Source organism: Citrobacter sp. S39 (assembly GCF_009495675.1).
Classification (GTDB): domain Bacteria; phylum Pseudomonadota; class Gammaproteobacteria; order Enterobacterales; family Enterobacteriaceae; genus Citrobacter; species Citrobacter freundii.
In genome coordinates, this window is sequence record NZ_CP045556.1 from 200,587 (window position 1) to 225,503 (window position 24,917).

Annotated in this window: 45 protein-coding genes; 41 read left to right on the plus strand and 4 right to left on the minus strand. The window is 49.9% G+C overall.

The window, feature by feature from the left end; genetic code table 11:
* Positions 1 to 6 precede the first annotated feature (6 nt).
* The 37 genes from GFB57_RS24095 to GFB57_RS24275 all read left to right on the plus strand — a co-directional run bounded on the left by GFB57_RS24095 (position 7) and on the right by GFB57_RS24275 (position 20,769).
* Complete coding sequence (locus GFB57_RS24095; RefSeq protein ID WP_016241566.1) at positions 7 to 423, plus strand: hypothetical protein; 417 nt, start codon at positions 7 to 9, stop codon at positions 421 to 423.
* A gap of 121 nt (positions 424 to 544) precedes the next feature.
* Positions 545 to 796: a hypothetical protein gene (locus GFB57_RS24100; RefSeq protein WP_007372261.1), complete on the plus strand. Its 252-nt coding sequence runs from the start codon at positions 545 to 547 to the stop codon at positions 794 to 796.
* A gap of 15 nt (positions 797 to 811) precedes the next feature.
* Positions 812 to 1,084 (plus strand): hypothetical protein, encoded by a 273-nt coding sequence (locus GFB57_RS24105; protein WP_016241565.1) that lies wholly within the window; start codon positions 812 to 814, stop codon positions 1,082 to 1,084.
* Between the two features lie 13 nt (positions 1,085 to 1,097).
* The gene (locus GFB57_RS24110; protein WP_047715713.1) at positions 1,098 to 1,481 is read left to right on the plus strand and encodes a hypothetical protein; all 384 of its coding nucleotides are present in this window, start codon (positions 1,098 to 1,100) and stop codon (positions 1,479 to 1,481) included.
* A gap of 62 nt (positions 1,482 to 1,543) precedes the next feature.
* On the plus strand, positions 1,544 to 2,248 hold the full coding sequence (locus tag GFB57_RS24115) for a hypothetical protein (protein WP_007372263.1): 705 nt from the start codon (positions 1,544 to 1,546) through the stop codon (positions 2,246 to 2,248).
* A 168-nt stretch (positions 2,249 to 2,416) separates the two neighbouring features.
* Positions 2,417 to 3,589 carry a hypothetical protein gene (locus GFB57_RS24120; RefSeq protein ID WP_007372264.1) on the plus strand — a complete coding sequence of 391 codons (1,173 nt, stop codon included), beginning with the start codon at positions 2,417 to 2,419 and terminating at the stop codon, positions 3,587 to 3,589.
* Between the two features lie 792 nt (positions 3,590 to 4,381).
* Complete coding sequence (locus GFB57_RS24125; RefSeq protein ID WP_007372266.1) at positions 4,382 to 4,717, plus strand: hypothetical protein; 336 nt, start codon at positions 4,382 to 4,384, stop codon at positions 4,715 to 4,717.
* A 147-nt stretch (positions 4,718 to 4,864) separates the two neighbouring features.
* Positions 4,865 to 5,458 carry a hypothetical protein gene (locus GFB57_RS24130; RefSeq protein WP_007372267.1) on the plus strand — a complete coding sequence of 198 codons (594 nt, stop codon included), beginning with the start codon at positions 4,865 to 4,867 and terminating at the stop codon, positions 5,456 to 5,458.
* Positions 5,459 to 5,550: 92 nt separating this feature from the next.
* On the plus strand, positions 5,551 to 5,817 hold the full coding sequence (locus tag GFB57_RS24135; protein WP_007372268.1) for a hypothetical protein: 267 nt from the start codon (positions 5,551 to 5,553) through the stop codon (positions 5,815 to 5,817).
* Between the two features lie 108 nt (positions 5,818 to 5,925).
* Positions 5,926 to 6,384 (plus strand): hypothetical protein, encoded by a 459-nt coding sequence (locus GFB57_RS24140; RefSeq protein ID WP_007372269.1) that lies wholly within the window; start codon positions 5,926 to 5,928, stop codon positions 6,382 to 6,384.
* Positions 6,385 to 6,419: 35 nt separating this feature from the next.
* Positions 6,420 to 6,896 carry a hypothetical protein gene (locus GFB57_RS24145; protein ID WP_007372270.1) on the plus strand — a complete coding sequence of 159 codons (477 nt, stop codon included), beginning with the start codon at positions 6,420 to 6,422 and terminating at the stop codon, positions 6,894 to 6,896.
* A gap of 74 nt (positions 6,897 to 6,970) precedes the next feature.
* Positions 6,971 to 7,246: a hypothetical protein gene (locus GFB57_RS24150; protein ID WP_007372271.1), complete on the plus strand. Its 276-nt coding sequence runs from the start codon at positions 6,971 to 6,973 to the stop codon at positions 7,244 to 7,246.
* A gap of 114 nt (positions 7,247 to 7,360) precedes the next feature.
* Positions 7,361 to 7,633 (plus strand): hypothetical protein, encoded by a 273-nt coding sequence (locus tag GFB57_RS24155; RefSeq protein ID WP_007372272.1) that lies wholly within the window; start codon positions 7,361 to 7,363, stop codon positions 7,631 to 7,633.
* Positions 7,634 to 7,787: 154 nt separating this feature from the next.
* Positions 7,788 to 8,093 carry a hypothetical protein gene (locus tag GFB57_RS24160; protein ID WP_016241563.1) on the plus strand — a complete coding sequence of 102 codons (306 nt, stop codon included), beginning with the start codon at positions 7,788 to 7,790 and terminating at the stop codon, positions 8,091 to 8,093.
* Positions 8,094 to 8,105: 12 nt separating this feature from the next.
* Positions 8,106 to 8,399 (plus strand): hypothetical protein, encoded by a 294-nt coding sequence (locus tag GFB57_RS24165; protein WP_007372274.1) that lies wholly within the window; start codon positions 8,106 to 8,108, stop codon positions 8,397 to 8,399.
* A gap of 94 nt (positions 8,400 to 8,493) precedes the next feature.
* Complete coding sequence (gene dinG, locus GFB57_RS24170; protein WP_016241562.1) at positions 8,494 to 10,566, plus strand: ATP-dependent DNA helicase DinG; 2,073 nt, start codon at positions 8,494 to 8,496, stop codon at positions 10,564 to 10,566.
* Positions 10,567 to 10,586: 20 nt separating this feature from the next.
* Positions 10,587 to 10,907 (plus strand): hypothetical protein, encoded by a 321-nt coding sequence (locus GFB57_RS24175; protein ID WP_016241561.1) that lies wholly within the window; start codon positions 10,587 to 10,589, stop codon positions 10,905 to 10,907.
* Between the two features lie 87 nt (positions 10,908 to 10,994).
* Positions 10,995 to 11,417, plus strand: coding sequence for a hypothetical protein (locus GFB57_RS24180; protein ID WP_024196082.1), 423 nt, complete (start codon positions 10,995 to 10,997; stop codon positions 11,415 to 11,417).
* Positions 11,418 to 11,498: 81 nt separating this feature from the next.
* Positions 11,499 to 11,663 carry a hypothetical protein gene (locus GFB57_RS24185; protein ID WP_007372277.1) on the plus strand — a complete coding sequence of 55 codons (165 nt, stop codon included), beginning with the start codon at positions 11,499 to 11,501 and terminating at the stop codon, positions 11,661 to 11,663.
* 26 nt (positions 11,664 to 11,689) lie between these two features.
* Positions 11,690 to 12,085: a hypothetical protein gene (locus tag GFB57_RS24190; RefSeq protein ID WP_024196081.1), complete on the plus strand. Its 396-nt coding sequence runs from the start codon at positions 11,690 to 11,692 to the stop codon at positions 12,083 to 12,085.
* Between the two features lie 181 nt (positions 12,086 to 12,266).
* A complete protein-coding gene (locus GFB57_RS24195; RefSeq protein ID WP_016241560.1) occupies positions 12,267 to 12,458 on the plus strand; it encodes a hypothetical protein in 192 nt (63 codons plus the stop codon).
* 130 nt (positions 12,459 to 12,588) lie between these two features.
* Entirely contained in the window at positions 12,589 to 13,284 is a 696-nt protein-coding gene (locus tag GFB57_RS24200) for a hypothetical protein (protein WP_007372278.1), read from the plus strand.
* A gap of 22 nt (positions 13,285 to 13,306) precedes the next feature.
* On the plus strand, positions 13,307 to 13,504 hold the full coding sequence (locus GFB57_RS24205; RefSeq protein ID WP_032155220.1) for a Lar family restriction alleviation protein: 198 nt from the start codon (positions 13,307 to 13,309) through the stop codon (positions 13,502 to 13,504).
* A 52-nt stretch (positions 13,505 to 13,556) separates the two neighbouring features.
* Positions 13,557 to 14,015, plus strand: a complete 459-nt coding sequence (locus GFB57_RS24210) for a hypothetical protein (protein WP_008786599.1) — start codon at positions 13,557 to 13,559, stop codon at positions 14,013 to 14,015.
* A gap of 147 nt (positions 14,016 to 14,162) precedes the next feature.
* Positions 14,163 to 14,303 (plus strand): hypothetical protein, encoded by a 141-nt coding sequence (locus tag GFB57_RS24215; RefSeq protein ID WP_007372281.1) that lies wholly within the window; start codon positions 14,163 to 14,165, stop codon positions 14,301 to 14,303.
* 15 nt (positions 14,304 to 14,318) lie between these two features.
* Entirely contained in the window at positions 14,319 to 14,951 is a 633-nt protein-coding gene (locus GFB57_RS24220) for a hypothetical protein (protein ID WP_007372282.1), read from the plus strand.
* 457 nt (positions 14,952 to 15,408) lie between these two features.
* On the plus strand, positions 15,409 to 16,083 hold the full coding sequence (locus GFB57_RS24225; protein ID WP_008786597.1) for a hypothetical protein: 675 nt from the start codon (positions 15,409 to 15,411) through the stop codon (positions 16,081 to 16,083).
* The gene (locus tag GFB57_RS24230) at positions 16,080 to 16,544 is read left to right on the plus strand and encodes a hypothetical protein (protein WP_008786596.1); all 465 of its coding nucleotides are present in this window, start codon (positions 16,080 to 16,082) and stop codon (positions 16,542 to 16,544) included. Before GFB57_RS24225 ends, GFB57_RS24230 begins: the two co-directional genes overlap by 4 nt.
* A 138-nt stretch (positions 16,545 to 16,682) precedes the next feature.
* Positions 16,683 to 16,922: a type II toxin-antitoxin system CcdA family antitoxin gene (locus GFB57_RS24235; protein ID WP_007372285.1), complete on the plus strand. Its 240-nt coding sequence runs from the start codon at positions 16,683 to 16,685 to the stop codon at positions 16,920 to 16,922.
* Between the two features lie 2 nt (positions 16,923 to 16,924).
* Positions 16,925 to 17,233: a CcdB family protein gene (locus tag GFB57_RS24240; protein WP_007372286.1), complete on the plus strand. Its 309-nt coding sequence runs from the start codon at positions 16,925 to 16,927 to the stop codon at positions 17,231 to 17,233.
* A gap of 20 nt (positions 17,234 to 17,253) precedes the next feature.
* Positions 17,254 to 17,412 carry a hypothetical protein gene (locus tag GFB57_RS24245; protein WP_016241558.1) on the plus strand — a complete coding sequence of 53 codons (159 nt, stop codon included), beginning with the start codon at positions 17,254 to 17,256 and terminating at the stop codon, positions 17,410 to 17,412.
* A gap of 154 nt (positions 17,413 to 17,566) precedes the next feature.
* The gene (locus GFB57_RS24250; protein ID WP_007372288.1) at positions 17,567 to 18,121 is read left to right on the plus strand and encodes a hypothetical protein; all 555 of its coding nucleotides are present in this window, start codon (positions 17,567 to 17,569) and stop codon (positions 18,119 to 18,121) included.
* Between the two features lie 69 nt (positions 18,122 to 18,190).
* Positions 18,191 to 18,808 carry a hypothetical protein gene (locus GFB57_RS24255; protein ID WP_007372289.1) on the plus strand — a complete coding sequence of 206 codons (618 nt, stop codon included), beginning with the start codon at positions 18,191 to 18,193 and terminating at the stop codon, positions 18,806 to 18,808.
* An 82-nt stretch (positions 18,809 to 18,890) separates the two neighbouring features.
* Positions 18,891 to 19,361, plus strand: a complete 471-nt coding sequence (locus GFB57_RS24260) for an HAD domain-containing protein (protein WP_007372290.1) — start codon at positions 18,891 to 18,893, stop codon at positions 19,359 to 19,361.
* 301 nt (positions 19,362 to 19,662) lie between these two features.
* Positions 19,663 to 19,950 (plus strand): hypothetical protein, encoded by a 288-nt coding sequence (locus GFB57_RS24265; RefSeq protein WP_016241556.1) that lies wholly within the window; start codon positions 19,663 to 19,665, stop codon positions 19,948 to 19,950.
* Positions 19,951 to 19,960: 10 nt separating this feature from the next.
* Positions 19,961 to 20,359 (plus strand): hypothetical protein, encoded by a 399-nt coding sequence (locus GFB57_RS24270; protein ID WP_007372292.1) that lies wholly within the window; start codon positions 19,961 to 19,963, stop codon positions 20,357 to 20,359.
* Positions 20,360 to 20,442: 83 nt separating this feature from the next.
* On the plus strand, positions 20,443 to 20,769 hold the full coding sequence (locus GFB57_RS24275; RefSeq protein WP_007372293.1) for a hypothetical protein: 327 nt from the start codon (positions 20,443 to 20,445) through the stop codon (positions 20,767 to 20,769).
* Positions 20,770 to 21,131: 362 nt separating this feature from the next.
* On the opposite strand, the gene GFB57_RS24280 is transcribed toward GFB57_RS24275, so the two are convergent.
* Positions 21,132 to 21,470, minus strand: a complete 339-nt coding sequence (locus GFB57_RS24280) for a hypothetical protein (RefSeq protein WP_007372294.1) — start codon at positions 21,468 to 21,470, stop codon at positions 21,132 to 21,134.
* A gap of 237 nt (positions 21,471 to 21,707) precedes the next feature.
* Here GFB57_RS24280 and GFB57_RS24285 point away from each other — a divergent pair, with 237 nt between their 5' ends.
* The 4 genes from GFB57_RS24285 (at position 21,708) to GFB57_RS24300 (ending at position 23,640) form a co-directional block, all read left to right on the plus strand.
* On the plus strand, positions 21,708 to 22,151 hold the full coding sequence (locus GFB57_RS24285; RefSeq protein ID WP_007372295.1) for a hypothetical protein: 444 nt from the start codon (positions 21,708 to 21,710) through the stop codon (positions 22,149 to 22,151).
* A 118-nt stretch (positions 22,152 to 22,269) separates the two neighbouring features.
* Positions 22,270 to 22,611 carry a hypothetical protein gene (locus tag GFB57_RS24290; RefSeq protein ID WP_007372296.1) on the plus strand — a complete coding sequence of 114 codons (342 nt, stop codon included), beginning with the start codon at positions 22,270 to 22,272 and terminating at the stop codon, positions 22,609 to 22,611.
* A 158-nt stretch (positions 22,612 to 22,769) separates the two neighbouring features.
* Positions 22,770 to 23,324, plus strand: a complete 555-nt coding sequence (locus GFB57_RS24295) for a hypothetical protein (RefSeq protein WP_047715717.1) — start codon at positions 22,770 to 22,772, stop codon at positions 23,322 to 23,324.
* A 49-nt stretch (positions 23,325 to 23,373) separates the two neighbouring features.
* A complete protein-coding gene (locus GFB57_RS24300; protein WP_007372298.1) occupies positions 23,374 to 23,640 on the plus strand; it encodes a hypothetical protein in 267 nt (88 codons plus the stop codon).
* Positions 23,641 to 23,707: 67 nt separating this feature from the next.
* On the opposite strand, the gene GFB57_RS24305 is transcribed toward GFB57_RS24300, so the two are convergent.
* Genes GFB57_RS24305 through GFB57_RS24315 form a run of 3 tightly spaced genes read right to left on the minus strand, consistent with a single transcriptional unit; the run spans position 23,708 to position 24,883 of the window.
* Entirely contained in the window at positions 23,708 to 23,938 is a 231-nt protein-coding gene (locus GFB57_RS24305) for a hypothetical protein (protein ID WP_007372299.1), read from the minus strand.
* Positions 23,939 to 23,981: 43 nt separating this feature from the next.
* Positions 23,982 to 24,440 carry an RES family NAD+ phosphorylase gene (locus GFB57_RS24310; protein WP_007372300.1) on the minus strand — a complete coding sequence of 153 codons (459 nt, stop codon included), beginning with the start codon at positions 24,438 to 24,440 and terminating at the stop codon, positions 23,982 to 23,984.
* Positions 24,437 to 24,883, minus strand: a complete 447-nt coding sequence (locus tag GFB57_RS24315) for an antitoxin Xre/MbcA/ParS toxin-binding domain-containing protein (RefSeq protein WP_008786588.1) — start codon at positions 24,881 to 24,883, stop codon at positions 24,437 to 24,439. The genes GFB57_RS24310 and GFB57_RS24315 overlap by 4 nt, the downstream gene beginning before the upstream one ends.
* Positions 24,884 to 24,917 lie beyond the last annotated feature (34 nt).

The window sequence follows — 24,917 nt, forward strand, 5'->3', positions numbered from 1 at the left end:
CTCTGTATGTCAAACGTTAAACCTTATTCCTGGGTAGTTCGCTTCGATGTTGCTCCTCAGTGGGTAGCTGACGGCTTTATCATGACAGATACCACAGCTCTCGAAATGCTATCTGATGTTATCAACTATGCAAACGATCACGAACTTGCCGCATTGGTTATTTCAGCACCCGATGCAGAAAGAATTTCCGAGGAGCAAGGCTATTTGGCTTCTAACAATGCGGAGCTAATGCGTCAGGTGCTAATCGGCTCACCGCAGGCATATGCTAAAGCATCTGTGGCAAATACCCTGCTAAAGGCTATAACCGCACTTGAGCAAACGCAGGATAATAAGCAGGTCGTTAAAGAACTGCATTCCAGCCTCGCTTTACTGACGGGCAATAAGCCTATTTCGGACATTATCTGGTTTCCAACCCCAGAATAATTCTTTCATAAAGAGCTTAAATCTTTAGCTCATTTATTTATGGATTTTCTATTCGTCAGCCACCCAGCGTGTGTTTAACTGAAGTTAGTAAACAAAACGAAAAACATACGCGGGGTGATTTATGAATACTGCAATTCATCAAGTACGAAATAACGTTCGTCGCACTACATCTGCACGTCCTGTTTGTTATCCAGTTCGCCCGCAGACAGAGAAAGAACTTTTTTCTGTAGGCCGCAGCCTCTGGTATCGCTACACCACTTCATTTGGCCCGTGCCGTGAAGTTCACCATCATCATGTGCAGCAGCTTGCACACCTGGTGGGTAAATCTGTTGGCTATGTTGAACATGCCATTAATCATTACCTCACGCATTGAACGAGGCGGCTTAATATGTCTACTCAAATCTATTGTGCGGTGCTTCGCCATTTCATGATGATGGCTGCATCCTCCCAGCACTCATTGATTGTGCTGAAGCAATTATATAACGCAGAGATTTCATCGAAAGCTCACCTGGCCGGTCTCTCCGTGTCCGAAGCTGAAGCGCTCCTGGCTCTACCATCCACCAGCTGGCGCAAACGCGATGATGTAATTCATGAGCTGAACATTCGCCTTAAGCAACTCACTAGCGTAGCCACACCGCCAGCTCAACAAGTCGCAAACTGAAGGAGTCTATAACATGCTGCCATTTCTCATTTTGCTGTTCTGCTCATCGCCTGAGACGGCGCGAATGATCCTAATCTACGCTACCGATGAATCTGCGGCCCGCCTCCAGGCGCTTGAAGATTTCGCACGTCTGAATGATTCGGGTTTTGCTGCTTCCGCCCAAACCCCATATGAGTGGGAGAATCCTCACGGTGACCAGCTCTTTATTGAGTCGGTATACCCGGTTCCATCCGGCGATTTATCTGCTATCCGCCGTATGCTCGGGGATGACGATGCCCCATATACCGACAAGCACCTTATTGCCGGTTTACCGGAGGACAGCCGACGTATCCAGATGATTGAACCGAATGCCGGTACTCTTTCTCGTATTGCTCAGGCAGAGCAGTACCTTCAGTAGACTTGTGTTCCGACCGCCCACCAGCAGGTGGGCTTCGGGCTAATTTCCTGTACGAGGTATGTATGCAAGGTACACCACGCTGGTGGCAGAACGGTCGTCGGGTGCAGGCCGTTCTCGCAGAGAATCAGACCGCAGATGTAAGGCTCAATATCGGCCCAGAAAATGACTTCTGGTTTACTGATGATGGTAATAATCCTGTTGCTGTGCTTAGGGTTATCGGCCCGGTCTGTCCACTGGATCCGCTAAAATTCACCTCCAGTATCACTGATGTCCTTCCTGAAGATGTCCATAGCTATAAAAAAGCCCTTCAGGAACACCAGATGATAAACCGGCCTGTCTCGTTCTATCTTGCACTTGCCGATGCCTGGTTGCTTGTTAACGAACAGCAGCCGGTTTACCAGTTCCGCATCCGAAACCAGTACAACGGCATGACTACTGAATGGAATTCCGTTGCCCGGGACAAAGTCATTGAAGTGATTAAGATGCAGCCGGAAACCGCTGAATTCCGGGTTCTCGTCCCATCGGCTCCTGAGCCTGCTGCGAATGCCCGGCAGTTGATCTCAGAAATTGAAGGTCTGCGTGAAGCTATTGGGAAACTCTACCCGGCAAATACTGATGTACGTCGTATTGCCAGAAACAGCGGCTGGATGCATGTATACGACGACACCAATGCCAAAATGAACTTTGCAGACAATGCCAGAAATACCCCTTATCTCGATGCCTTTGTGACTCAACTGCATCTCTTCCTCACAGATGATCGAGAGTAGATGTAAAACCTCCCTGAATCTTTCTGCTCTAACCAGCGCTGTCATATAGCATTTTTTTGACGGCGCTGCCGGTTGCGCTTTTATCAAACATGGTAAATACATTGTTTCATGCTGTCTGGCTCCCGGGCGCGGAGTTATCGTTGATGGAACCAAGTTGAGATATTCGAAATGAAAAGACCAACGGCACATAAAAATGACCGTCTGCCGGTGCGAAGATCTAACCCTACAACGCCTCAAGCAAGAGAGCGCGTTATTGCCGGGCTGGTGGCCTCAGCTACATCTGACTTCGTCTACCTCGTTCAGTGGCTGAAATCAGGAAAGCAGAACGGTGACCCTCTACAGCTATCCAGATGGGATAGCCTGAGAAATGCAATAAGCCACCTTGAGACGCTTGATGCTGGTGTACAACCTGACTGGCGCAAAGTCCTCACCCTGGTGTCGCGGGAAATTCATACCAGCCATAATGTCCAGGCGGTTGTTACTCCTCCGTCTAAAATCGCCGGTGGTATACTCAGCAACCTTAACGACATCAGCCAGAAGATAGCGACCGGGCTTGCTTCCCCTGACATGCTCGGCAGGCTCGATTATATGCTTCAGTTGACCGCAGGCCTGGCAGGTGGTGATGATCTGGCGCAAAGCATCCGTAAGGTTTCAGACAGTGCAGAAAAAGCCCTACGTGGTTATGACAAGCCGCAGGCAAAGGCCAAAACGCCTAAACCGGCCCCACCAGCTCCTGCATTCCGGGATGATCAGACGTTCAGGCAAGAGTGTGCGCCACTGATTGGGGTTGATGACCTCTTTGTTCTGGCTAATTGCCTTATTGCGATGTCCGCCCGCCTGGGCCGTTCTCCTGTCAGCCTAGCGAAACGCGCAGCGGGTTTAAAAGGTGTGATTAAACCCGATATGCTGGCTGACCTGCTGGAGCTCTTACAGCAGGACGTGGATCTGACCGCCCTGGCCCCGCCACCCAGGGTTAAAGACGATAATAGCCGCAGTGATGGAGGTAAGCTCGTCGGTTTAACCGGGGTCGTCGAAGGTGGCGCGTCAATCGGTGCTGAAGCGCAGCGTATCATCACCGCAGAACTGAAGAAGCACTCGCCGCTCACTTCGGCGCAGCGCGTATCTTTCGATACCGCCCGTGCGGGTCTGGCGCTGGAGAGCGATACATTCCGGGTTATTGAAGAGATCAGACGTATTGCAGCATCACTCAACTGGAGACCGCTGGCTGTCGCGGCCCATGCCGCGCATAAATCGCCTGGTATCCGCCCGGAGATTGCCGGGGATGTGATCACGTTGCTGGCGCAGGATGAGGCCTTAACCACCAGCAAGCCTAGCCGTTAAGTACCTGCCGCGCTGACTACAGCTTACCTCGCGATATTGCACCAGCAGCTCAGAAATAATACCGGTATAAACGTCCGCGTTTTGCCGGTATTTTAATTCGCCCTATTTTTAGAATTAGCGATAATAGCGTTGCTTATTACGTATTTTTACACTCAGAAACCTTCGTCACATGAATAGGGTATGGTTCACTGAATAGACAAAGACGTTAAATCTGGTCAGCTACAGAAAGGAGGATTTATGTAAATGCTCTCGTTACGTTCAAACTCTTAAAAAACTGCCGCGCCTGCCTATATAAGCCAGGCTGTAGACCTGAAGTCTACAAATTTAGCGTTACTGACAATTCACAATCCAGTGAACCGGCCCACACTAAGGAGGTTATATGCGAACGCGTAACTTTAAATCTGAGTCTATGTAATCTGATCAGCTGGCGCTGCCGAGAATGGCGGACTCCGCTACCCCGGTGATAGACCGGGGTAGCAGGAAGAAAGAGTAACGATTTACCGGTTTTAAAACCAAATTTTCGTCAAATGGGATACAAGCGCCCAAGGCCGGTTCCCGTCTGACAGACCGAAGTTGTGATGTGTGCATCGCCCCCCTGGAAGTTGTTTTATTGAATTGCTGTGTGTAGTTTTGCGGGGATAATACCCCGCTTTTTTTTTGCTTATTCTTCTTCGTCACCCCACCTTCCTGTGCCATCATACGTATAGAAAATAACTTTTCACTTCTGACCCTTTTTCAGTTGAAGTCTTATGATTTGATATTCCGCTAATACACACACATTAAGGAATGAAAATGAGCAACGATATTCATAACAAAATTGCTGATGCTTTAGCTTCTGTTGGTTTAAAACTTTCCGATGGATATACCCGGGCCGCACTCTTACTGAAGATGAAAGGTTCAGTTAGTCTCAATTTTGCTGTTGATGGCAAACCTGTCACTGTCACTCTCCATATGACTGAATCGGGTGATGTTACTGCTACCACTGATTATGACGATTCAACCGCTACTGCCGCAGCAGCAGCCGCAGCCACTACAACGCCAACACAAGAGTCGGTGGAAAAACCAGCAGAAGAGTCGGTGGAAGAGCCAGAAAAAAGTAATACACGAAAAGGCCCAAGGCCTAAGTAATAACTGCGCTGGAACTACATGTTGGCATAATTATAAATATCAAAACTGGCGGGGTTAAATCCCCGCTTTTTTATGCCCGATTTCCTTCGTCACCTGAATACCCCGTGAGACTATAAGTAAACAAAACGAACAACACGGGGCAACGCCATGACCACCAGCAAAGAGAAAAATGTATTCTACGTTCACTACTATGAATCCGACTCCAGTGGTGGCGAACTGCCACTGATGCGCATTGAAGCGGAGAACGAAGATGAAGCCAACCTGATCTGTCTTCGCAACCTCGCGGATGTTTATGACGTTGATCATGACGACATCAGTCTTGAAGACGGCTTCGAAGTGAACGGCAATAGCGTTTATCTGCAAGGTATCTACCCGGCGACCTCAGAGCAGGCACTGGTAGTTGATGCGGTATTTAATATGACTTCTGTAGAACCAGTCGCTGAGGCTGTGACCGGCACGGCGGAATCCGCCTGCGGTATCAGCCTGGTCTCTGATAAGGTCTGGCTGGAAAGCTGGTTCGACCTCGAAGACAAATTTGCTGATCAGATGGCCCACGTCGCTGAAGATGACAAGTCTGATACACGCTTCTTGCTCTACCGTGACCAGGTCATCGATGTGCGTGAATGCGAGACATCTTCTGTCCCAGGCTGGGATCTCCAGTTCGGCTTGAGCGGCGGTACGCAGATGCTATTCATTCGCCTTTCTGATGATGGCGATCACGTTGCACTGGGTCTCGAATAACTGCTGCCTGCGCCCGGGCTTGTTTGCCCGGGTTGCTCCCCTCCCCTGAATCAAACCGAGTATCATGACATCATTCTGAGGAGTACCAGACGATGAGCGAAGTAAAGCACTTCAGCATCACGAAAACCGTTGATTTTTACATCAATGAAGCATCCCCGGAAATTATTGCGGGCCGCAGGATCTATCTGGAAACCGTATTGATTCCTCGCCTTCGTACCGGCCTTGCCGTGCTCAATAAGATGGGCCTGACCGAGCGTGAAGATATGGAGCTGCGCGATGTGTACCAGCGTGGCGTGGAATTTTTTGACAAATTGTTCGATGGCCCTGTCCCGCAGGCCAATACCACCACCAGCCACTAATCCGCAAATTTTGTCCTTTTTTTACCCGGCTCTGACTTCGTCACCCGGGTAACCAGTGATTTAATAAGTAAACAAAACGAACATACCAATAATCACTGGGGATGCACCATGTTTAAAAGTCTGTCTGAATTGATGACCAGCGTTGGCAAGACTGATGCGCATAAAGTCTCGATAGTCCAGGTTAAAACCGGTGTCACCTCGTGGGGCCGCAAAAACCAGTCATCCCGGCCTACGGCTGAATACCAGATCTGGATGGATACTCCTGACAACGACAGTCGTATCGTCCTGAAGCTGAATTTCGTGCTGAGTTCCCGCCGTAACCAGCCTGAGAAGAATGCGCCCCTGAATATTGAAATCAGCCAGTACGCTAACTGGGATACGGTGAAACGCGCCTGGGCGGAATGCGCTCCTGAACGCTATATGCGGCTGGAGAATGAAACGACAGATGAGTTTATGTCCACCAGCGGGGTCTGGGAAGAAGCATCCGTCATCACCAATGACATGCAGCCGGATTACCGCTACTTCTATCCAGGCACGTCCTATTACGTGGCAAACGACAGCTACTGAAGCCAGAAAACACACCATATAACCGAGGATCTACCATGACCGACGCTATCCAGACTGCCCCTGAAAGCTTCAGCCTTTCTTCCCTGACCGACCTGTATCGCACAGTGCAGGCAACCGAGTCCCACGCTCTTTCAATGATGCGTGTCCAGAGGGGGATCACCTCCTGGGGGAGCCGTCGTATAACTGACCGCCGAACTGAGGGGTTCACCGTCTTTCTGGATGCGCCGGATAACGCCAGCCGTATTACTGTTAAAACGGAGTTCGTGCTGAATGCAGCAAAGACCGGCCCTGATACGTCTAATGATCTGGTGGTGGAAGCGCGTGAACATTCAGGCTGGGATGAGAGCCGGAATTGTTTCACTGTTACCCGCGAGATCGGCGAACTGCGGGTTAATGCTGGTGGTGAAAATCATGCTGCTACACTTCGTCAGCTGTGGAAGCTGCTTCACGCGCAGGCAAAAGCCTACCAGTCCAGAAATACTGCCGGTAACGCCACCTGGCTTATGTTCTGATAAGCCCCGGGCATGGTAATGTGCGTCACGACATTACGCCGTGGCGCACTACGTTCGTTTAGAAGGAAATGAAGATGAAAATAAGCCAGCTGGAAGTCGGGATGAGTGTCTGGTCGGTTAGCCGGGTAAATATGGGCAACACCACACTTAAAACAGTTGTCGTCCACCCGGTCGTGATTGTCGAAGTCCATGATAACCACGTCATAGCCACCTGGAATGGTAACGCCCCGCGTCGTTTCGGTGAGTCCGTCGTTAAGGGCTGGAAGAAAGAAAAGCCGTTGCTGATCCGTGAAGGTTTCGGGCAAATGCGCCTGGCTACCAGGGAAGAGAAAGCGCTGGCTGGTAAGTAACCCCCTTCGTGACCTGTATGACCCGTGGTGTAATGGCTCCGACAACCTGGCAGTTTTCGCAACGCAACACTCTGCCGCAAATCACCCTCCACGGGGCCAGACAGGGAATACACGATGACCGATGCCATTCTCTCTGAAGAGCTGTACTTCAAATACCTCAACACCTACGAACGCGAAAGCAGGTTTCGCATTGACTCTTTTCGCTTTGATGGCGAGCCTCAGTGGACAACCAAATTCGGTCAAGCTCGCATCCGCCCTTCTCAGGTACGTGTACTGCTCTGCCGCTGCGGGGCAAACAACTGGAAAGACGATGGCAGGTTCGCCAATGAGTACTGCTGCGACAGCTGCGGACAGTTCGTGGAGGTGCTACAGCATAACGACCGTTGATTCGCGTCCCGGGGCCGGAGCTGATGGCTCACTGATAAACCATTTCAGACCGACATATTCATTCTGATAATACCCGACGTATCGCCTTCGTCACCTGCCGGGCCCGTGTTGTACTGGTATCAGTACAACATAAAACGAGATCACGGGGCGCATCATGCAGACACTGACCGACGTATTCAGCGATAAGGCGAATAAAGCCTTTCATTCGATTTTCGCCGATTTCCTGCCCACCAGCGCGGATGGGGTAATCACCTTTACGGTTCGCGGCTATGGCGGAAAAACTGCCTGCATGACCGTCCCCTCTGGAACCCCGGTTTTCGTCTTTGGCACTGAAGAGCTCGCCGACTTCCATCGCTCCGCCGTGGCGGGTGAATTCTACATCGTTGATCACGGTGGTTTCCGCACCCTGAATCAACAGGTAGAACGTGGCCGCGTCCCAGTCATCTACGACATCCTCTGAAGGGATCCGATTATGGCAATCGACACAGTTTACCGCCTGCGGCTCGATTTCGACGTGTATAACGGCGATGTCATCGACACCAAAGAGCAGGAAGACAAAGACCAGATCTCCATTGCGAAAATCACCCAATTTATCTTCGATGCCTCCGTTCGGCTCAAGCTTGATGCCTGCGAAACCAGCGATGGCGGGCCAGCACATGGGCCTTACTGTGTTCTTGAGCACTGCAACCGAGCTGTACTGGAACAGGCCGAAACTGAAATTAAACGCTATGTGAGACGCTTTAAAGGCCATTCACTGGAAGACTGATGAACCCGGTACATCCACCAGCATGAGGATGTACCTGACTTCGATAGCCGCTGCCGGGCTGTGCCTCCTGAGCAGCAGAGGACAAGGTACGGATATGCCAGACAATAAACCCCGGATGACTGCCGCTGAAATGACTGAGCGAGCCTATCACTTCTTCCTGGACGCAAAGGGTCTGTCCCCTCGTGCCGGGCAGGTAGACATGATGGCGTTTTGCAGCGCAGTCGTTAACGCTACCCCCGCTGAGGAGCAGTATCGCGTCGGGGTTATTGAGGCCGGTACGGGGACAGGGAAAACACTCGGGTATTGTCTGCCGCTGATCCCCCTGGCGATGGAAAAGCATAAGACGCTGATCATCTCCACGGCAACCGTTGCGCTTCAGGAACAAATCATCTCCAAGGATCTGCCAGAAATACAGGCGAGAGCGGGCCTGAGCTTCTCCTATGCGATGGCGAAGGGCCGTAGCCGTTACTTCTGCCAGATGCGCTGTGACGTTCATATGGAAAGCGAGATGAATGCCTATGGCTACATCCGCGATGATGTGGAGGATATCAGCAAGGCCTTTGCTGGTGGTCACTGGACAGGAGAGCGTGATTCCTATCCTGATGAGATCAATGAGGCGGTATGGGGTCGGGTCAATGCTATTGGCAGTCAGTGCCCTAAAAAGCGTTGCCCACATTATCACCGTTGTCCGTTCTTCCTCGCCCGCGCCCTGCTGGAGTCGGTGGATGTGGTTATCGCCAACCATGACATCGTATTGTCTGACCTGTCACTGGGAGGCGGTATTATCCTTCCCCCGCAGGAAGAGTCCATTTATGTGTTCGACGAAGGTCACCACGTTCCGCAGAAAGCAATTAACCACTTTGCGACCTCCGCCTCTCTCGATGCCAGCAGGCATTTCATGAGCGAAATCTTCGACATGGTAATGACCATGCCAGAGTCCTACGGCGGGACTATGGAAAAGCACGTGCAGCAGCTGGTGGAGCTTGCGGGCCATGCCGGTGATGAGCTCGGTGAGCTGCGGGGGACACTTTTACGCTCCCTGAACTGGCGAAACGATCACGAAATGCCAAATGGCACGGAATCGGACATCTATCGCTTCCCGGAAGGTTTCGTTCCTGAAGATATTGCGGCCCTGTTTAAGCCTGGGTTAAAGACAGTAAACGAGATGCAGAATATCGTTGTGAAAATGACGGCGATTGTAGATGAGGCCGGGCGGGATATCAGCGAGGAAGAACTGGCCCTTCAAAAGATGGCTGTCGGCGAGCTGGCAAATCGCCTGGCGGGTATGCATCAGGCTCTGGCCTCATACTGCGGGAATAAAACCGTCTCTGGTATGCCTATGGCCCGGTGGATTAACGTCCGTCGTACTAAACGCAGCACCGAAGTGGTGATTAATTGCAGTCCGGTCTATGCGGGCGAACACCTGAAATCCGAGCTCTGGTCGAAGGCTTATGCCACCATTGTGACCTCGGCAACAATCCGCTCCCTTAGCAAGTTTGACGCATTCCTGGAGCAGGCCGGTCTTCCAGTCGATACACCTACCCTGCTGGCCCGCAGCCCGTTTGATTACCAGAACAACGGCGTGTTGTTCATCCCCCGTATGCGCTCGGTTCCGACCAATCATGAAGAACATACGGCGGAGATCATCGAACTCCTTCCCAAACTGGTGCTTCGGCTTCAGGGTTGCCTCGTGCTGTTCGCCTCCCGCAGGCAGATGGAAGAAGTCAGCAAGGCGATGCCTCAACACATTTCACCGCTTCTGCTGATACAGGGGGCACTTCCAAAACGGGAAATACTGCTGCGCCATAAGCTCAGAATCGACCGTGGTGAGCCGAGCATTATCTTTGGTATGGCTTCTTTCAGTGAAGGGGTGGATCTGCCTGGCGTGTACTGCAACAACGTCATCATTGCCAAGCTGCCTTTTAGCGTTCCGACCGACCCGGTGGGCCAGACCCTGACGGAGTGGCTGGAGAAAAACGGGCGTGATGCTTTCCGGGAAATCTCGATACCGGAGGCCTGCCTCAAACTGACCCAGTCCGTTGGTCGGCTTATCCGCACAGAGAGCGATACCGGCGCGGTGACTATCCTGGATAAACGCCTGAAGACAAAAGCCTACGGGAAAGACATCCTCGCATCCCTGCCCCCTTTCAGGCGCGAAATTCGTTAATCAACAGTCGAGAGGTTGCTATGCATAAAATTGAATGCCCACGCTGTCTGGGTGGTAAGGGTGAGATCCGAGCGTTCCGGCACGTTCAAGGCGGTGTGTGTTTTCGCTGCAAGGGCCGGGGGTATGTCGAGGTGAAAACCATCCCGAAGCCTTCTATCCGGTTTGTTGCTATGCAGAAATGGGCAAATCCAGAGGACGTTAACTACAACAATGGGGATTTTATCAGGACGTTCTATTTCAAGGCCCGAAGTCAGGCTGAAGCAACAAAGAAGCTTCAGAAAAAACTCGGCGCGTCAGGTCGTGAGTTTTATGCCACTCCTGCGGATGATGTCCAGCAATAAATGGGGGCGTTTTGTAGTGGTTTATTCACTCTGAAATCTATCACTCTGGTTATGATTGGTTTCGAAACAAATGACAGGTGGTAACACATGAAAAACCAGGCTAAAACACAACATTCTGTTTTTAAGTTCATTCGAGCTGCGATTCCGGTAACAGTTCTATCGGCTATACAGTACGCTGTCATTTCTACATTGCTGGTGGTTGGAAAAATTGACCTTCAATGGTCGGAACTCGCTACATCACTTCCGTTATGTATTATTGCAATATTCTCAACAGCATTTGTATTTTACGACCCAAATGAATATGAGTACTTTCTTTCAGTGCTGGGAATGCTTACCGTTTGGGTTTTAGTGTTTATTGCATCAATACTCCTACTTGTAATCGCGCGAGGTTTTTCCTTCATCACAAGCAATTATGTAACATATGCTGAATTGGCTTCCTATTCCATACAGATAGGAATGATGATTGTATTTTACTTCAAGAGGGATAGTCTTAATCAACAGACCCTATAGATACAGTATTTCGCGATTAATATTATCATTGAACATTAACGCACAAAATTTACCCCCACGTCATACAAGGTTACCGATGCAATGAAAAATAAAATTATCGATGCAAAACTTGCATTTTTTAAAGTAGAGGGAACTCCAAGTACTGGTCACGTTGTGGTTATCGGGAAACCATCATCTGGGAAAAGTTTCTGCCTTACTGATGAAATAACGCGTTTGTTAAAAGCAGGTAAAAACCACGAAAATTAATTTGAATATTGCAAGCGGGGTTTGCTATGACATCAATTATTACCACTTTATATGAAAAACTTTCATTTCGTGTGCTCGCAGTTCCGCTGATTATTTTCAGCATTGAATTTTTGATATGGGCAGTGCTTATTCGAGAAAATGTTATATCCGGGGACTGGCCTTTGTATAGAACTTGTTTGTTCGCTTGTTTTTCCTCGCTGATTATAACTGGATTCACATTCCAGAATCCTGAAGGCAGTGATTTCCTAAAGGCAGCAGCAGGTCTCCTTGGATGTCTGGCCTTGGGGGGATTGATAATTATTATTTATTATATTGGCACTCTCGAATTTCCGATTATCACTGCCAAGATGGTTTGGATTTTCATGATGGCAAGCTTTACGTCTCAGCTTTTCACTTGCCTGATGAAATCGATGACTGATTAATTTGAAGTTCAGCAAAAACAATTGCAGAGCAAAGTTATTTATTCACTCATTTTGCGATCTAAGTATGCTTACGCTGAAGTAACCGAAAAGTACCTTTCTTGAAAAGTTTTTTCGGGATTTTAGGAGAAATGGATAATGGCATTCTCACTTACTTTCCATCAATACATTCTGGAGTAATAACATGTTTACTTTAGTTCTCGTGATTGGGCTTTATTCAAGTGGTCTTAATCCAAGTGGTGTCACCTCTCAGAAAATACCTGACTACAAAACCTATGATGAATGCCAGAGTGCCGCGCCTAAAGCAAAGCGTGGGGAAACTATCACCATCTTAAGTTATTGCATTCCCCAGCCTGCGGATAAGACAAAGGCGTAAAGGCTTCGCTATATGTGAATTATCGAAGGGGTGTCCATTTCATACCCGATTACTTCGTCAATTGTCGACCGGTGGGATAATAGGATTAAAACAGTTTTTAGCTTCACGATATTATGGAGAAACCGCCGTCATGCACCCATTCGATTCGGTCAGAGTAAAACTGAGTTTTGCCGGAAAGCCACCAGCGGCTTTACTGCAAAGCGCCCTATTTCTTGAAAATCAGCGTCCCGAATCCTCCAGTTGGAGCGACCCGGGCACGGCGGGTAATACACTGCTTCGCGACATCCTCCGGTCACAACCGGTTGAACTGAGCACTCTACAAGGCGTGGTTAATCTGACTACTGGCAACCTCGGTAAAGCCGAATGTAGTGAGTTGCTTGCACTGATGGGCCTTCGTAGCTTCGGTGAAGAAGCTGCTGAGTTAATGGTTCGCAATGCGTCAATGGTTTTTGCGAGTGGACAGGCTAATGCAAAGAACCTGATTCGCATGGAAGTCACTAAATCACACCTTACTTCTGATAAGCAGGTCATTGTCAGTACTGAAACCCTTGAGCGGCGTATGTACGTCATGAACAGCAACGGTATCTGCTTCGTCGTTGAGCCTGAGATCTGCCTTGATGCCGAGAAACTGCCGGGCGCGGATTTCTTTATCACTGAAGACGAAATGGATGCTGCGGGCGTGAGCCGCTGGGGTGAAAACGGCAGTCAGCACTGGCGATGCATGGTTACCTGGTTCAATGGCAGTAGCACCATCATGAACGAAATGGGACACATGTACGAGCTCGGTGATGAACCTGAAATTCGGCTCAATAGCTTCGGTGGATAAAGCCCACCAGCGAGGAAATACGATGAGACACGATAACGTCAAGCCCTGCCCTTTCTGCGGTTGTTCATCTATCCGGGTTCGGGAGATTTCGAATAATTTTCGCGCCTGCTGCAATTCCTGTGAGGCCACGGTGGCGTTTCAGGACTCCGAACAAGCCGCTGTGACGCGCTGGAATACCCGCGCTGAAGAGAAACAATCTGGCGGACTCCAGTCAGCATAAATTAAGCCCCGGGCTGCTCTGGGCCTGAATACCGATAAGAGGAAACACCGACATGAAATTTTACATCAGCGACGTTTTATGGAAATCCGGGCAGGCATTCATTTTCTCGTTTGTCACTGCTCCGGCAGTTGCGTTACTGCTCATTCTGTTCTGCACAGTTCTTACCAGTTCACCATCCAAGGTCTTCCTCGATCAGGCCCGTAGTCTGGTTGGAAATGCCACCAGCACCTCGGTCATGGTTTGCCCTGAAGAGAAAGCAGTGTTTGCCGCGTTCCGCTCCTCAGAATGCCAGCGACACGTGGTGAATGCCGATGATGCCATTAAACAATGGGACTCGCTGTTGCTCAAAGGCTACCTGATAGTGGCGGGTATCGCTCTTATCTGCTGGATGGTAAGCGAGGCAGTTAACTACCGCAGAAAGCCGTGGCGCTATGGGATCCGTCCCTCTGATATGACATTTAGCTATACAAAACTCGTGCCGAAAGAATCCGATGATGACGCGGATAAATAACCACTCATTTAGCACGGCAGACAGCCGGTCAATGCCAGCAGCACAGGGGGCAGTATGGGTAGACCTACAGGCAATATCGTCAGACTCACAAAATCAACAGGCCGCAGCAGCGACTTTTTCGGGCCATGTGAGTTGTGTGGAAAACATATGTCAGAAGCATTCCGTACCCGAAAAGCGCGTGAGTGGCAGCGTGAAAATGGCGAACTCTATTACGGCCATGATTCCGCCGTCATGTATGCACATGAAAAATGCATTCTGAATCTGGAAAGCAAATTTACCTCAAATTAACGACTGGTGAGATTTATGAAAATACCTCTGGGTAAGACGTTCCCAATTTTTTTTATCTTATTGGTGGTGGTGCTGGGGGGCGCTATCGCCGAGAAACTGCTATGGGAGGGACACCTCTATCCCGATTTTCTTATCAGTGATGCCTATGTGGCGAAAGATACTCAATTGCAGGCCAGTAACGACACAACACTGTTGAAGCAGTGCTACGCTCAGCACTTAACTGGATGTGAAAAGTATTATAGAAGCTTCAGCCAACTGGAGGTCAGGGGTAACGATCTCAAGTCGCTGTGTAAAGTCCTGACAAATAACACTGATCTGGACGTCTTTCAGAGTGATGCTCAATTGCTGGTTCGTTGCTCACGATGGAATGTTTTCCGTGTAATTCCATTTAAACCTACAGATAACGCAACTGATAAATTTAAGCCAATGGTCGATATGGTTGGGAGCTGGATGGCCTACAACCGGCTCTCAAAAGAGCTACTTCATGAAGATCCGGTCGATATCTTTTTTGTTGGACTGGATGAGGGAAAAAAGCAACTATCCCTGAAATATTGCTTTACCGGGGTTGATCAAATTCCTCCTCAAGTAGCTTTCCAGCGATGTGACACCGAGTCGGATACGACTAAAACCCAGAGTGACAAATCATGATGACATTTCTCGCTAATTTGCATCGCCATACTACGGCCTGCCGCAGCTTCGCATTCTTCACTCTGGTCTCCGGCCCGGCGATTGCTTTATTTATCACGTTCATCTGCATGAACTATTCAGGTTCACCTTCAGCGCATCTGGTTAGTGCAGCCAGGGCTGTCATTGATGGTGCTCCGGTCGGCAAACTAATGGTATGTACCGAAGAGCCACAATCCACGACTCCCCCGACACTTATCGAATCTCCCTGCGTTCGCGAGGCGGTCGATGAATCAATAGTAACCGCGAAGTGGGATTCAAACTTCCGAATGGTTTACGCAATGCTTGCTCTGCTTTCTTCTGTTATCTGGTGTCTAGTGAGCGCCACACGAGCGAACATATTCAAGGACGCTAAACCCCCTACTCGATAAGCCTGTCAATTCTCAAATAAAATGATGAAAAGTTGTGAAATTAAGGAGTGATGATGAACATAAATTACAGTATTAATAACAGTGTGCTCATGATGATGAGTGAGTTTATGATTACAGCTTTTGTAATCGTAATACTTTTTGTGATTGTATTAGTATATAACAAAGCGTTTAAGTCTGAATTAAGCATAAAAATATTTTGTTTTAGTCAGTTAACAGCCATTTTCATTTCCGTATTAGAAATAACAACAAAAAGAACAAATGCTGGAAGTATCAGTATTACATGGAGTGACGGCATCCATCAGTTTTATACTCACGTTTTTCTGGGGTTTGCTTTTTCTTTCTTACTTTTTTTGCTTGGTCTTTATGACTACAAAATGAAAGGCAACAAAGATGGTTTAAAGGATTGCAAAAAACATGTTTTACCGTGTTTCATAGGGAGTTGGTTCGTATTAATAATATTCTTTTTCTCCGCTTCGCCTTTGCGCTATGAGGAGAATTTGATTACGGATGCTCGCGTCGTAGCTTCGGATCCCAATCGAACCACAATTATCTATGCTGATGGGTTCTACTGGCTATTTGATATGGATAGAAATGAATTTGATAAGTCTATATCCAGAGAGATAGTCAGAGGCAACTACAAGATGTTATGTACTTCAGATACACCAGCTACCTGCTGGGCGGGCAGAAAATTCCCCAAAAACACATCACTGGATAAAGTTTTATGAAAGATTGTAACGCTGAGAAATATAGCTATTCATGTCTTTTCGCAGCGGTATTTAGACCAGGTGAAATGCCTGTCATTTCCGCGTTCCGGGCGCGGTATTGGGCTCTAATCATTCGATGGGCATTGCGTTTCGGTTACACCGTTTGCCTGATTGGCAGCACTGGAACCGGAAAAAGTTACCTCATCGAAAGAACGCTACCAGGACGGATCATTGATGCCCGACTGTTACTGGTAAAGAATGATTGGCATGGCCCTGTGCCATTCAGTTTGCGCGGTGCAAAGCCCGGCCCAGTTGGCATTGATGAGTCGTCCAGCTTTTCAGAGGAAACGCTGCGTCAGAACGCGGAGAACCTGAAAGAAAGAGGGGTAGTGTATACAGCACAAAGCATTGATAAAGCAGCTAAAGTTGCAGCCAACCTGCCAAACAGGCGTGTGTTGCTTATCATGATTGGAAAAACGTAGCCTCTGCGGTCTAGGCCATCTGACCTGCTGAACTGACGCAGTAGACTCTCTCGGAGGCAAACAAATTTGCTGGTGGGATAAAATGGGCGCATACTTAAAGCACGTGTAATCGACACGTGCTTTTTTATTGGAGGACACATGCAGGCTACAGCTGCTCGCCAGAAAAAAACCGTCAGTGTCACCCTTGAGCCAATGCTCGTACAGCAGGCAAAAGACGCTGGGATTAACTTGTCCGCCACGCTGGCAGAAGCGCTTCAGAGCAAACTGAAGGCCAGTGCAGCGGAAGAATGGAAACGACAGAATCGTGCTGGTATTCAGGAGTTGAACCGCATCACTGAAGAGCATGGGTTACTGTCTGACGAATACAGGACGTTCTGATAATGCAATATACCGTTTACCGCAATCCCGGCAACAGCCAGGCATACCCTTACCTGCTGGATATACAGAGCGACATCATTGGCGAGTTAAATACCCGCCTGGTGATCCCCCTTCATCGGCTTAAAAAAGGAGCCTCGGCCCCGGTTGCGCGATTAACTCCGGTCATACAGGTGGAAGGGAATGACGTTATCCTGATGACGCATGAAATGGCTTCAGTCCGCGTGAAGCAGCTCGGTCAGGCGGTCATGGACGCATCTCCGTTCCGGCACACTATCAAAAGTGCGGTGGACTTCCTGCTGGATGGTTTCTGACAGAGATAATGAGCGAGAAAATGATGAAGCAAAATGAACTGCTGGAAGTGGCAAAAGCCATGCGCGATTATATTGATGCCCTCCCTACCGATGTCGTTGCAGCATTACCGGTGATGCCGGGATTTGATCGAGACTGGGCCGACGAAGTCATTTACGAAGCCGAATCCGCCAGCAAATAACCCCCCGTCTGCGCCCGTTTCATCTGAATTCGGGCCGTCACAATCTTTCTGATTTTATTGAGAAAACAGCCTCTTTTTGTCCCCTTTTTTCCTTCGTCAGCAGACTCAGTCGTTCGATAATAAAAACAGACCAACACAACCACTGAGGTGTTTCATGTTAGCGATTATCCCGGCAGCAGGCACTGACAAGGTTTTTAAAACCTCCCTCAAACACGTGCTCGATGAGGACTTCCTGTTTGCAATGGCTTCAAAAGCAAGCGCGACGTACATTTCATCCCATATCAGCGATGACGGTGAGGGCACAGTGTTTTTCAGTCTGAGCGACTGGGATAACCTCAAGCCTTCCTTATCGGCTGATGGCTGGGATGGCGATACGATGCCCGGCTTCATTGATTTGCTGGATGCAATCGCAGCGCAGGGCTATAACACCGTCGAATTCCACATTTCTCACCCACTGGTGGTTGGCGCGGTCTGGTTCACCGATGAGTATTACTTCACGGTTACCCCGCTGGCGTATGACCTTGCCACGCTGGATGGTCAGTTTGTTCTGCCGGATGGCTCTTCCTACCGGCTGGATGACCTTGATGAAGTCAGCTATGACGAAATGACCGACTACTTTGACGGCATTATCGAAGTCGATGGCGATACCATGCTGGGTGTAAAGCGTAACGACGATGACACCGTAAACGTCAGCAAAATCGAAAGCTAACCCCTCCTCCCCGGTGTCGGTATCCGCCGCGCCGGGCTATTTTCCTGCCATCATCCTCTGGAGTGTTTCATGAAAGACCGTTTTTATCTGGTCAGCTTGCGTGACACCGTTGGTAGCAATACCGCTTTTCATAGCCATCACGGCAGAGGTTACAGCACCGATCAGCGTAATGCCCGGGTTTACACCCGCGAGGAAGCACAACGCGCATGGAATACGGGACGGGAGTTTGACCTGCCGGTTGATGCCGATGCAGTCGACCGCCATCTCGTGTTTCATGTTGATCATCAGTTTGTACCGGGAAAAACCATTCTCTCCGAAAGCGCCACCAAATATGTCGGCTTCGTTAATGGCCAATGGGACGGAAACGATCTGTTCTGGCTGGCTGATGCGGGTACTACCACGGATTTTTCCCTTGCCAGAGTTTTTGACTCACCACAGGCAGATAGACCTGATGTCGTCTGGTTACCCCATCACATCCCTGACGCTGCAAAGCGCCCTACCTTCAGTGTTGAGCGGATAGACCGCCGTAAAATGACGCAGGGGGCCGGTCTGCTGATGCCTGCCTGGCTGAAACGCCAAAATCGCCGACAGTCAAAGGGGCTGACTCGCTGGAATTGCCCCGGGTGTGGCCGTATTTCATGGCAACAGAATCCGTATGATTTTGATGGTTGCCGGTTCTGCATATAGTCAACTACCGCGAGAGGCCTCTATGTTCCGATTATTACAGAAGTGGTTAGTCAGGTTTACCTGTCAGGACGATATAGATTGTATGTCGACCCGGCGCTCTGCGGGCGAGTTCTGGCTGGAAATAGATGCCCGTCGTCACTGGATTTTCCTGGACATCGACGGTGTACTCCACCGGGCGGAAAACGGGTCACTGGAGTTTATGCCTGTGCTGGATCACGTGCTGACGCAATGCCCGCAGACGGGAATTATCCTTTCCACAAACTGGCGTACCGGCGTACCCCGGGAGATGGTGCTGAGTCATTTCCCTGCGGGTATACGCGATCGGATTGCTGGACTCAATCCCGATCTGGATGGGCTGGTGAATAACCACGTGCGTTATCACGAATGCATGGCGGTCGTTAAACGGTTCGGCCTACAGCATTACACCTTCGTGGACGATACCGCTCGACTCTTTCCAACTGACTGCCCTGCCCTGTTCCTGACTCACCGGCACGAGGGGCTGAATGCAACGCAGGGTAGCGCTTTGATAGACCGGATTCGGTTAATGAAATGACCGGTTTAAGGCTGAATACAAATTATTAATGAGGATGCGTTATGAATGAAATCCCACAATACGTCTATGACCTGATCGGTATTTGCCTCTTTGTTGGAATGTGGGTCGGAGGCGTTCTGCTTATTTGGTTTATTTTCTCTAATGGAGAGAGCGACGAATAGCCAGGCAACTGGCGCAACTGATGTTGCAGGATGGCCCCAACAATATCTTACCTGCTTACGCTCTGATTACCCGCGCAACGCTTCGTCAGAAGCGGAAAGCTGGGATAATGAATATATCCCGTATACACCAGGCTATCCCAATGAAAATTACTGTGTTTACTGCCCCTGATTGTCCGAAATGTCGCATGACGCTTACCCGCTTTTCTCTGGCTGGGGTGGACGTGAATGAGATCCCGCTGGTGGACAACGCAGATCTCGTTCGCCTGACACAAAATACCGGTGCGCCGCTGGTGGTGGTGGTCAACGATTCGGGCCGTGTGACGGGTTGGGGTGGGTTCCGGCCAGATCTTATTGCGACAACTGCCAATGGCTGGAGTGTCGGGTCACTCGATATCCCCCCGTCGCTGGTTAATCACGTCCTTCACTGAGGTAAACGCCATGCACAATATCTCTGTCGAAATCCCTGCGGCCCTCGGCGTACATCCTCCTTCAGGAGCGGATGTCGTGCTTATAGACGATCTGAATAACGCCCTCGCCGGTGCTGGCTTACCGCAACTGAAGATAGAGCCGATAACGTGGACACCGCCATCAGGCCGACCGGTGATCTACCGGTCTGAGGTTCCCGATATCCTGCGCATTGCAGGTATAAACCCTGACACCTCTGACATGGTGAAAACCTTCTGTTCCGGGCCACTGCCGATTGACGATAACGAGCTGGATGCCCTTCTGGAGATGCGCGAACGGGACGGTCATAGCGAAAGCTTCAGGATCGCGCTCTGTGGGGCGCTGGACGCGATTCTCATTCGACTCTACTCAGCAGAGCGTCAGCTTCGTTGAAACGCCAGTAAAGACGCTGGTGGCCTCATATGAGGTATCAATCGGCTCGGTTCCGTCTCAATAATTTAAAGAGAGCACGGTATATGAGTCCTGAAGAAGAAAAAGTGCTGCATCAGCGGCTGATACAGCTTGGCGATATGATGGGGGATGGCCTGCACTATGAGCGCGACGGTCAATGGATCACCCGGGAGTACAAAGCCACGTTGCGGGCGCTGGGGCTTTTGAAGGCTCCCAAGCGTAAGCATAACCCGACCAAAACACTCGCTGTGGATGAGCGAATGGCACAACGTGTGAAGGACGTAGCCTGTACCCAGTGCGCCGGGAAACTGAAACAGGTGCGCTCCGGGTCTCTGAAAGCGCAATGCACCCGGTGCAAAACCAAGTTCACCCTCCTGAAAACCATTAAGTAACTATACCCGCAGCTGGTGGTCACCCCACCAGCATAAAATATACCCGAAACTGTGACACCTGCGCTTGCCTGCCTCAATGTCGTGATAGCTGACAACCCCCACGAAGAAAACAAACCTCACACCTGCGATCGTCGTGATGCAACGATTTTGTCGAGCCAATTATATGAAGAGACTGTTATGAAAGACTTCCATTTCCTGTATGTCGAACTCCTGGTCGAATTGCTTCGACTGGTCAATTTTCTTCTGCCGTTGTGGTTTGGTAGTTGAAAATAGCAGGTAATACCCGGGCAAGACCTTCCCGTTTTTTTAAAATAAAAGGGCGCACATAGCGCCCTGTCAGAAAGGTATTTTGAAGCAGCAGACTACTTACGAAACTCCCATTGTTTAATCAGCTTTTTGACAAACGTCTCGCCATAGATCTCATGTGACTCCATGTATGCACAAAGCTGTATCAGGGTCATCATGCCATCGCGAAGGGTATCGCATGACTCGTTACGGCAATAGGCCGTGAGTTTGTACATATTCGCCCCGCAAACGTCCGGGTTGTAGAGATTAACAATCAGGCTTGCCGCGAATTTCTTTCTCTCTGCGATAGCGCCCAGATAAGCCAGCTCCCTTTTCAGGTCTTCCGGGATAGGTGTGACAGCACACGCTCGCGGGTTCAGGTTTATCTGGATATGGTCAAAGTCGAGTTCCTGCATTGTCCTGGTTCCTTCTGCTGATATTCGGTATCCGTCTGCCGGGCCACACGATTCTGCATGTAATGCCCTTCATATCACCATTGTACCGGATACCTGCAATTTGCCCCGTAACTACCGGTGCTGATGATAAAAAATATCTTTATTTTGCGAACGATATACACCAGTCCGTCCTGATTTCGTCAGCTGAATTGTGCCGGGTAAGCTGGTTGCCATGTGAGTGACCTAATGGAGAACACCATGCAGCACACTGCAACCACACACCCGCAACCGGCTAACACCGTGAGTATCGTCAGTACGACCTACGGTCAGACGCTGGTGGTACTGAACGGGAAATGTCTCTACTGCGCACCACCAGAGCGAGGAGACGAAGCCCGGCAGCTGGCATCAACCACTGCCGGGGCACTCAACGTGCCGGTCGATGTCGTCCACCTCGATACATTTGCTACCGATACAACCGAAAGCCAGCTGATGGCCCGCTTTGAAAACCAGAATGCCGGGCCGTGGTATAGCCATGCGTTTACCATCGCGTTCAGTGTTGAATACCCGGCGAAGAGTAGCGATGACATTCCACCAGCGGAATTACACCGTGCATTGATGAAGCGGGCCAGAGAGTTTACCGGTGATCTGGATGCGCTGGTGGAAGCCTGCGGGGCATCTTATGACAGTTATCAGATGGGGTAACTCCTGCTGGAAATGACCGCATTCTGCTGGCGTTTTCAATGAGATATCGCCAGCCGCTTTGGTAGAGTTTTCCAGATAGCAAGCGAACATCATAGCCAGTGGCAAGAGGTAAACCTATATGAATTCTGTCTGTCTTGATTACGAGAAAGTGGATTTTCTGGCGAATCTCCTGATCCCCACCCTCGCCAGACACCCCATCAGTAACAGTTTCCCGGAGCGCGGCCTCGCACTTAAGGAAAAGCACCCTGAGCTGGTGGGCTGGCCCGAGCGCAAACTGGGTGAAGTGGAAAATTACCAGAATGCACTGTCCAGACAGCTACCGAGCCTGAACAGCATGTCCTTGCCGGAGTTTATCGACTTCATTCTCACCCCGCATGTCGCGGAGTATGTTCTTGAGCAGGTTGGCACTCCGCTTGCTGAAGAAACCATGCAGCTGTTTATGGCGAAAGTGAAGGCATAACGCGGTTTTCAGCCCCATATACTCCAGATCATAACCGGCCTTAATGGTCGGTTTTTTTTGTGAATTTTCTGCCCCGAAAGCCTTCGTCACCTGCGGGGAGCGTGGTTAACTGGTTATGTAAACAAAACGAACAACACACATAACTACAGGGGTCTACCATGTTAAATCCAGCTATCTGCGCCATGTTCATGTTTCAGGGCTTCCAGCATGAAGTCTCCCGTCTGACCGCATTATCAGTGGCTAATCCTATCCCCCTCACCTTCAACTGTGACAGCATACAGACAATGATCTGTGAAACGCTGGCTGGTGGCGAAATTGAATGTGCTCACTGGATGTTGGATGCCGCAGAGCAGATCTGTAAAGCCTGCGAACCTGCGTATCAGGCATCTGAAGAACCGGGAGTCTGGTACTACGACATTGCTGAACGTCTGGGCGCTGAAGTGGCCTGCCGTTGCGTAAAAGGTGATATCAGCACTGACCAATTGGTCGCTGTTGCAGTTAACCTCACTGAGTCATGGAACACGCTGAGCGAAGACAGCAATCAGGAGCCTGATTGCGGATCATATGAAAATACCGTCAGGACGTTGGTAGAACGTGCTGATACAGCAGAAGCGGCTTGCGTAGAAGCAGTCAGAATCCTTGATGGTGGTGAGCGGCAGGCGTTATCAAAGGCGATAGCAATTCTTCGCCCTGTGGCCGCAACGTTGCAGTAGATAGTGGCAGAACACCAATACACACAACACTCACTACAGGAAAATGACCATGAAACTCACCGTATCGACTCGCCCGGTAAGAATTGAAGGGAATTATGTCTCTGTCGTCTTTAATCGTTCCCATAACTCCATGCCGGAAACAGCAGAGGTTAAAAATGCCGATCAGGCGCGGGCATTCATCAACGATTACATCGCCCGTAATATCAACGAAACGCCGATGCATCTGGTGCTGACAAAAGAGGGCCGGGCATTTGGCGGGTTCGACGCGCTGAATAGTAGCCTTCCGCCCGCGATTGAATCATCAACCCGTTTGTAATGACTGACTGGTGGCGCTCAGTGAGGAGCGTCACCCGGCATCACGGAGGGAGTTGCAAGAGTTCTGATTAGCCTTTCCTGACCCACGCCCAAAGCATCGCACCCGCCAACACCGTCAGCATCAGAGCAAACACGGAACCAACCAGACTCGCATCGCCATTCTTGCCGGAGTAACCGCAGGTTTGAGATGCGTCACCAACTGCCTGACAAATTGAATCGGGATCAAGTCCCCAGTAGACAAAGGCGAACAAGGCAATTACAGAGATAAACGCTTTAGCGACTTTCGCTTTCTGAATCATCAGAGACACCTCAGTTCGTCAATGCCGGGGAGTTGCCTGTGTGTTATTTCAGGCGGGAATCAAACCGGAACGGAATTTTCTTAACCGTAGCCATCAGGTCAAAGAGTTCAGGGTGTGCCGGATTCAGCAAGTAGTTAAATTCAACCGGAGACAACGCACTTGGAATACGCAGCGCGATAGAAGAACCGCTTTCAGCCCAGTTATCACCGTAGAGCGCCAGCTCAGCAGGAGCATCCTCACTCGCCCAGTTATCAGGGAGACGGCTCATGTCGAAGGTCTGGATCTGATCATCCGGTACATCAAGACTCAGCAGTGTAAAGTCGTCCAGTAACTGCGGCGCGTGAATGTGTACCAGCGTTTCAAGCATGGTAAGGCTGGCCGTTTCAGACAGGTAGACCATTGCAGTGCCTACGCTGTTCCAGCGGCCCCCCGCTTCTTTCGCACCCAGACCAGACCACGCAGTCATCAGATAACGGGTCTTGGTCAGTCGGTAAAGGATCACGAGTATACCCCGTGCTCAATACGCGTAATCAGGCGCATCACTTCAAGCGCACCTGTCTCAGAAGAAACAAGCTCTGCCGGTGATTTCCAGCTCAGACCACGGTTCGCTTCGTTCAGCCATTTGTGCGCCGCTTCTTTGTCACCTTCAAACAGCTCTACAGCGCGTTCAATTACGCGGATAATGCGCACCAGACGTTCGCTCTGATCGGCAGTGAAACGGTCTTTGATGCTACGATTAAACGTCGTATTAGGTATACCCGACATTTTGCGCAGCTCAGACGGCGTGATGTTAGCCCATTCAGAAATGTGCTTAGCTACTGTGCCATCGAGACCGTGATTGATTTTATCCATCAGCGCGATACCGTCATTATCCAGCCCAGCAACCTGCCATAAGCAGTGCTGATTCGTTTTGGTAACGTCTGGAGAAAAAACTTTCATCGTCATAACTAGCCCTCCCATTTGGTAATTCAATTATACC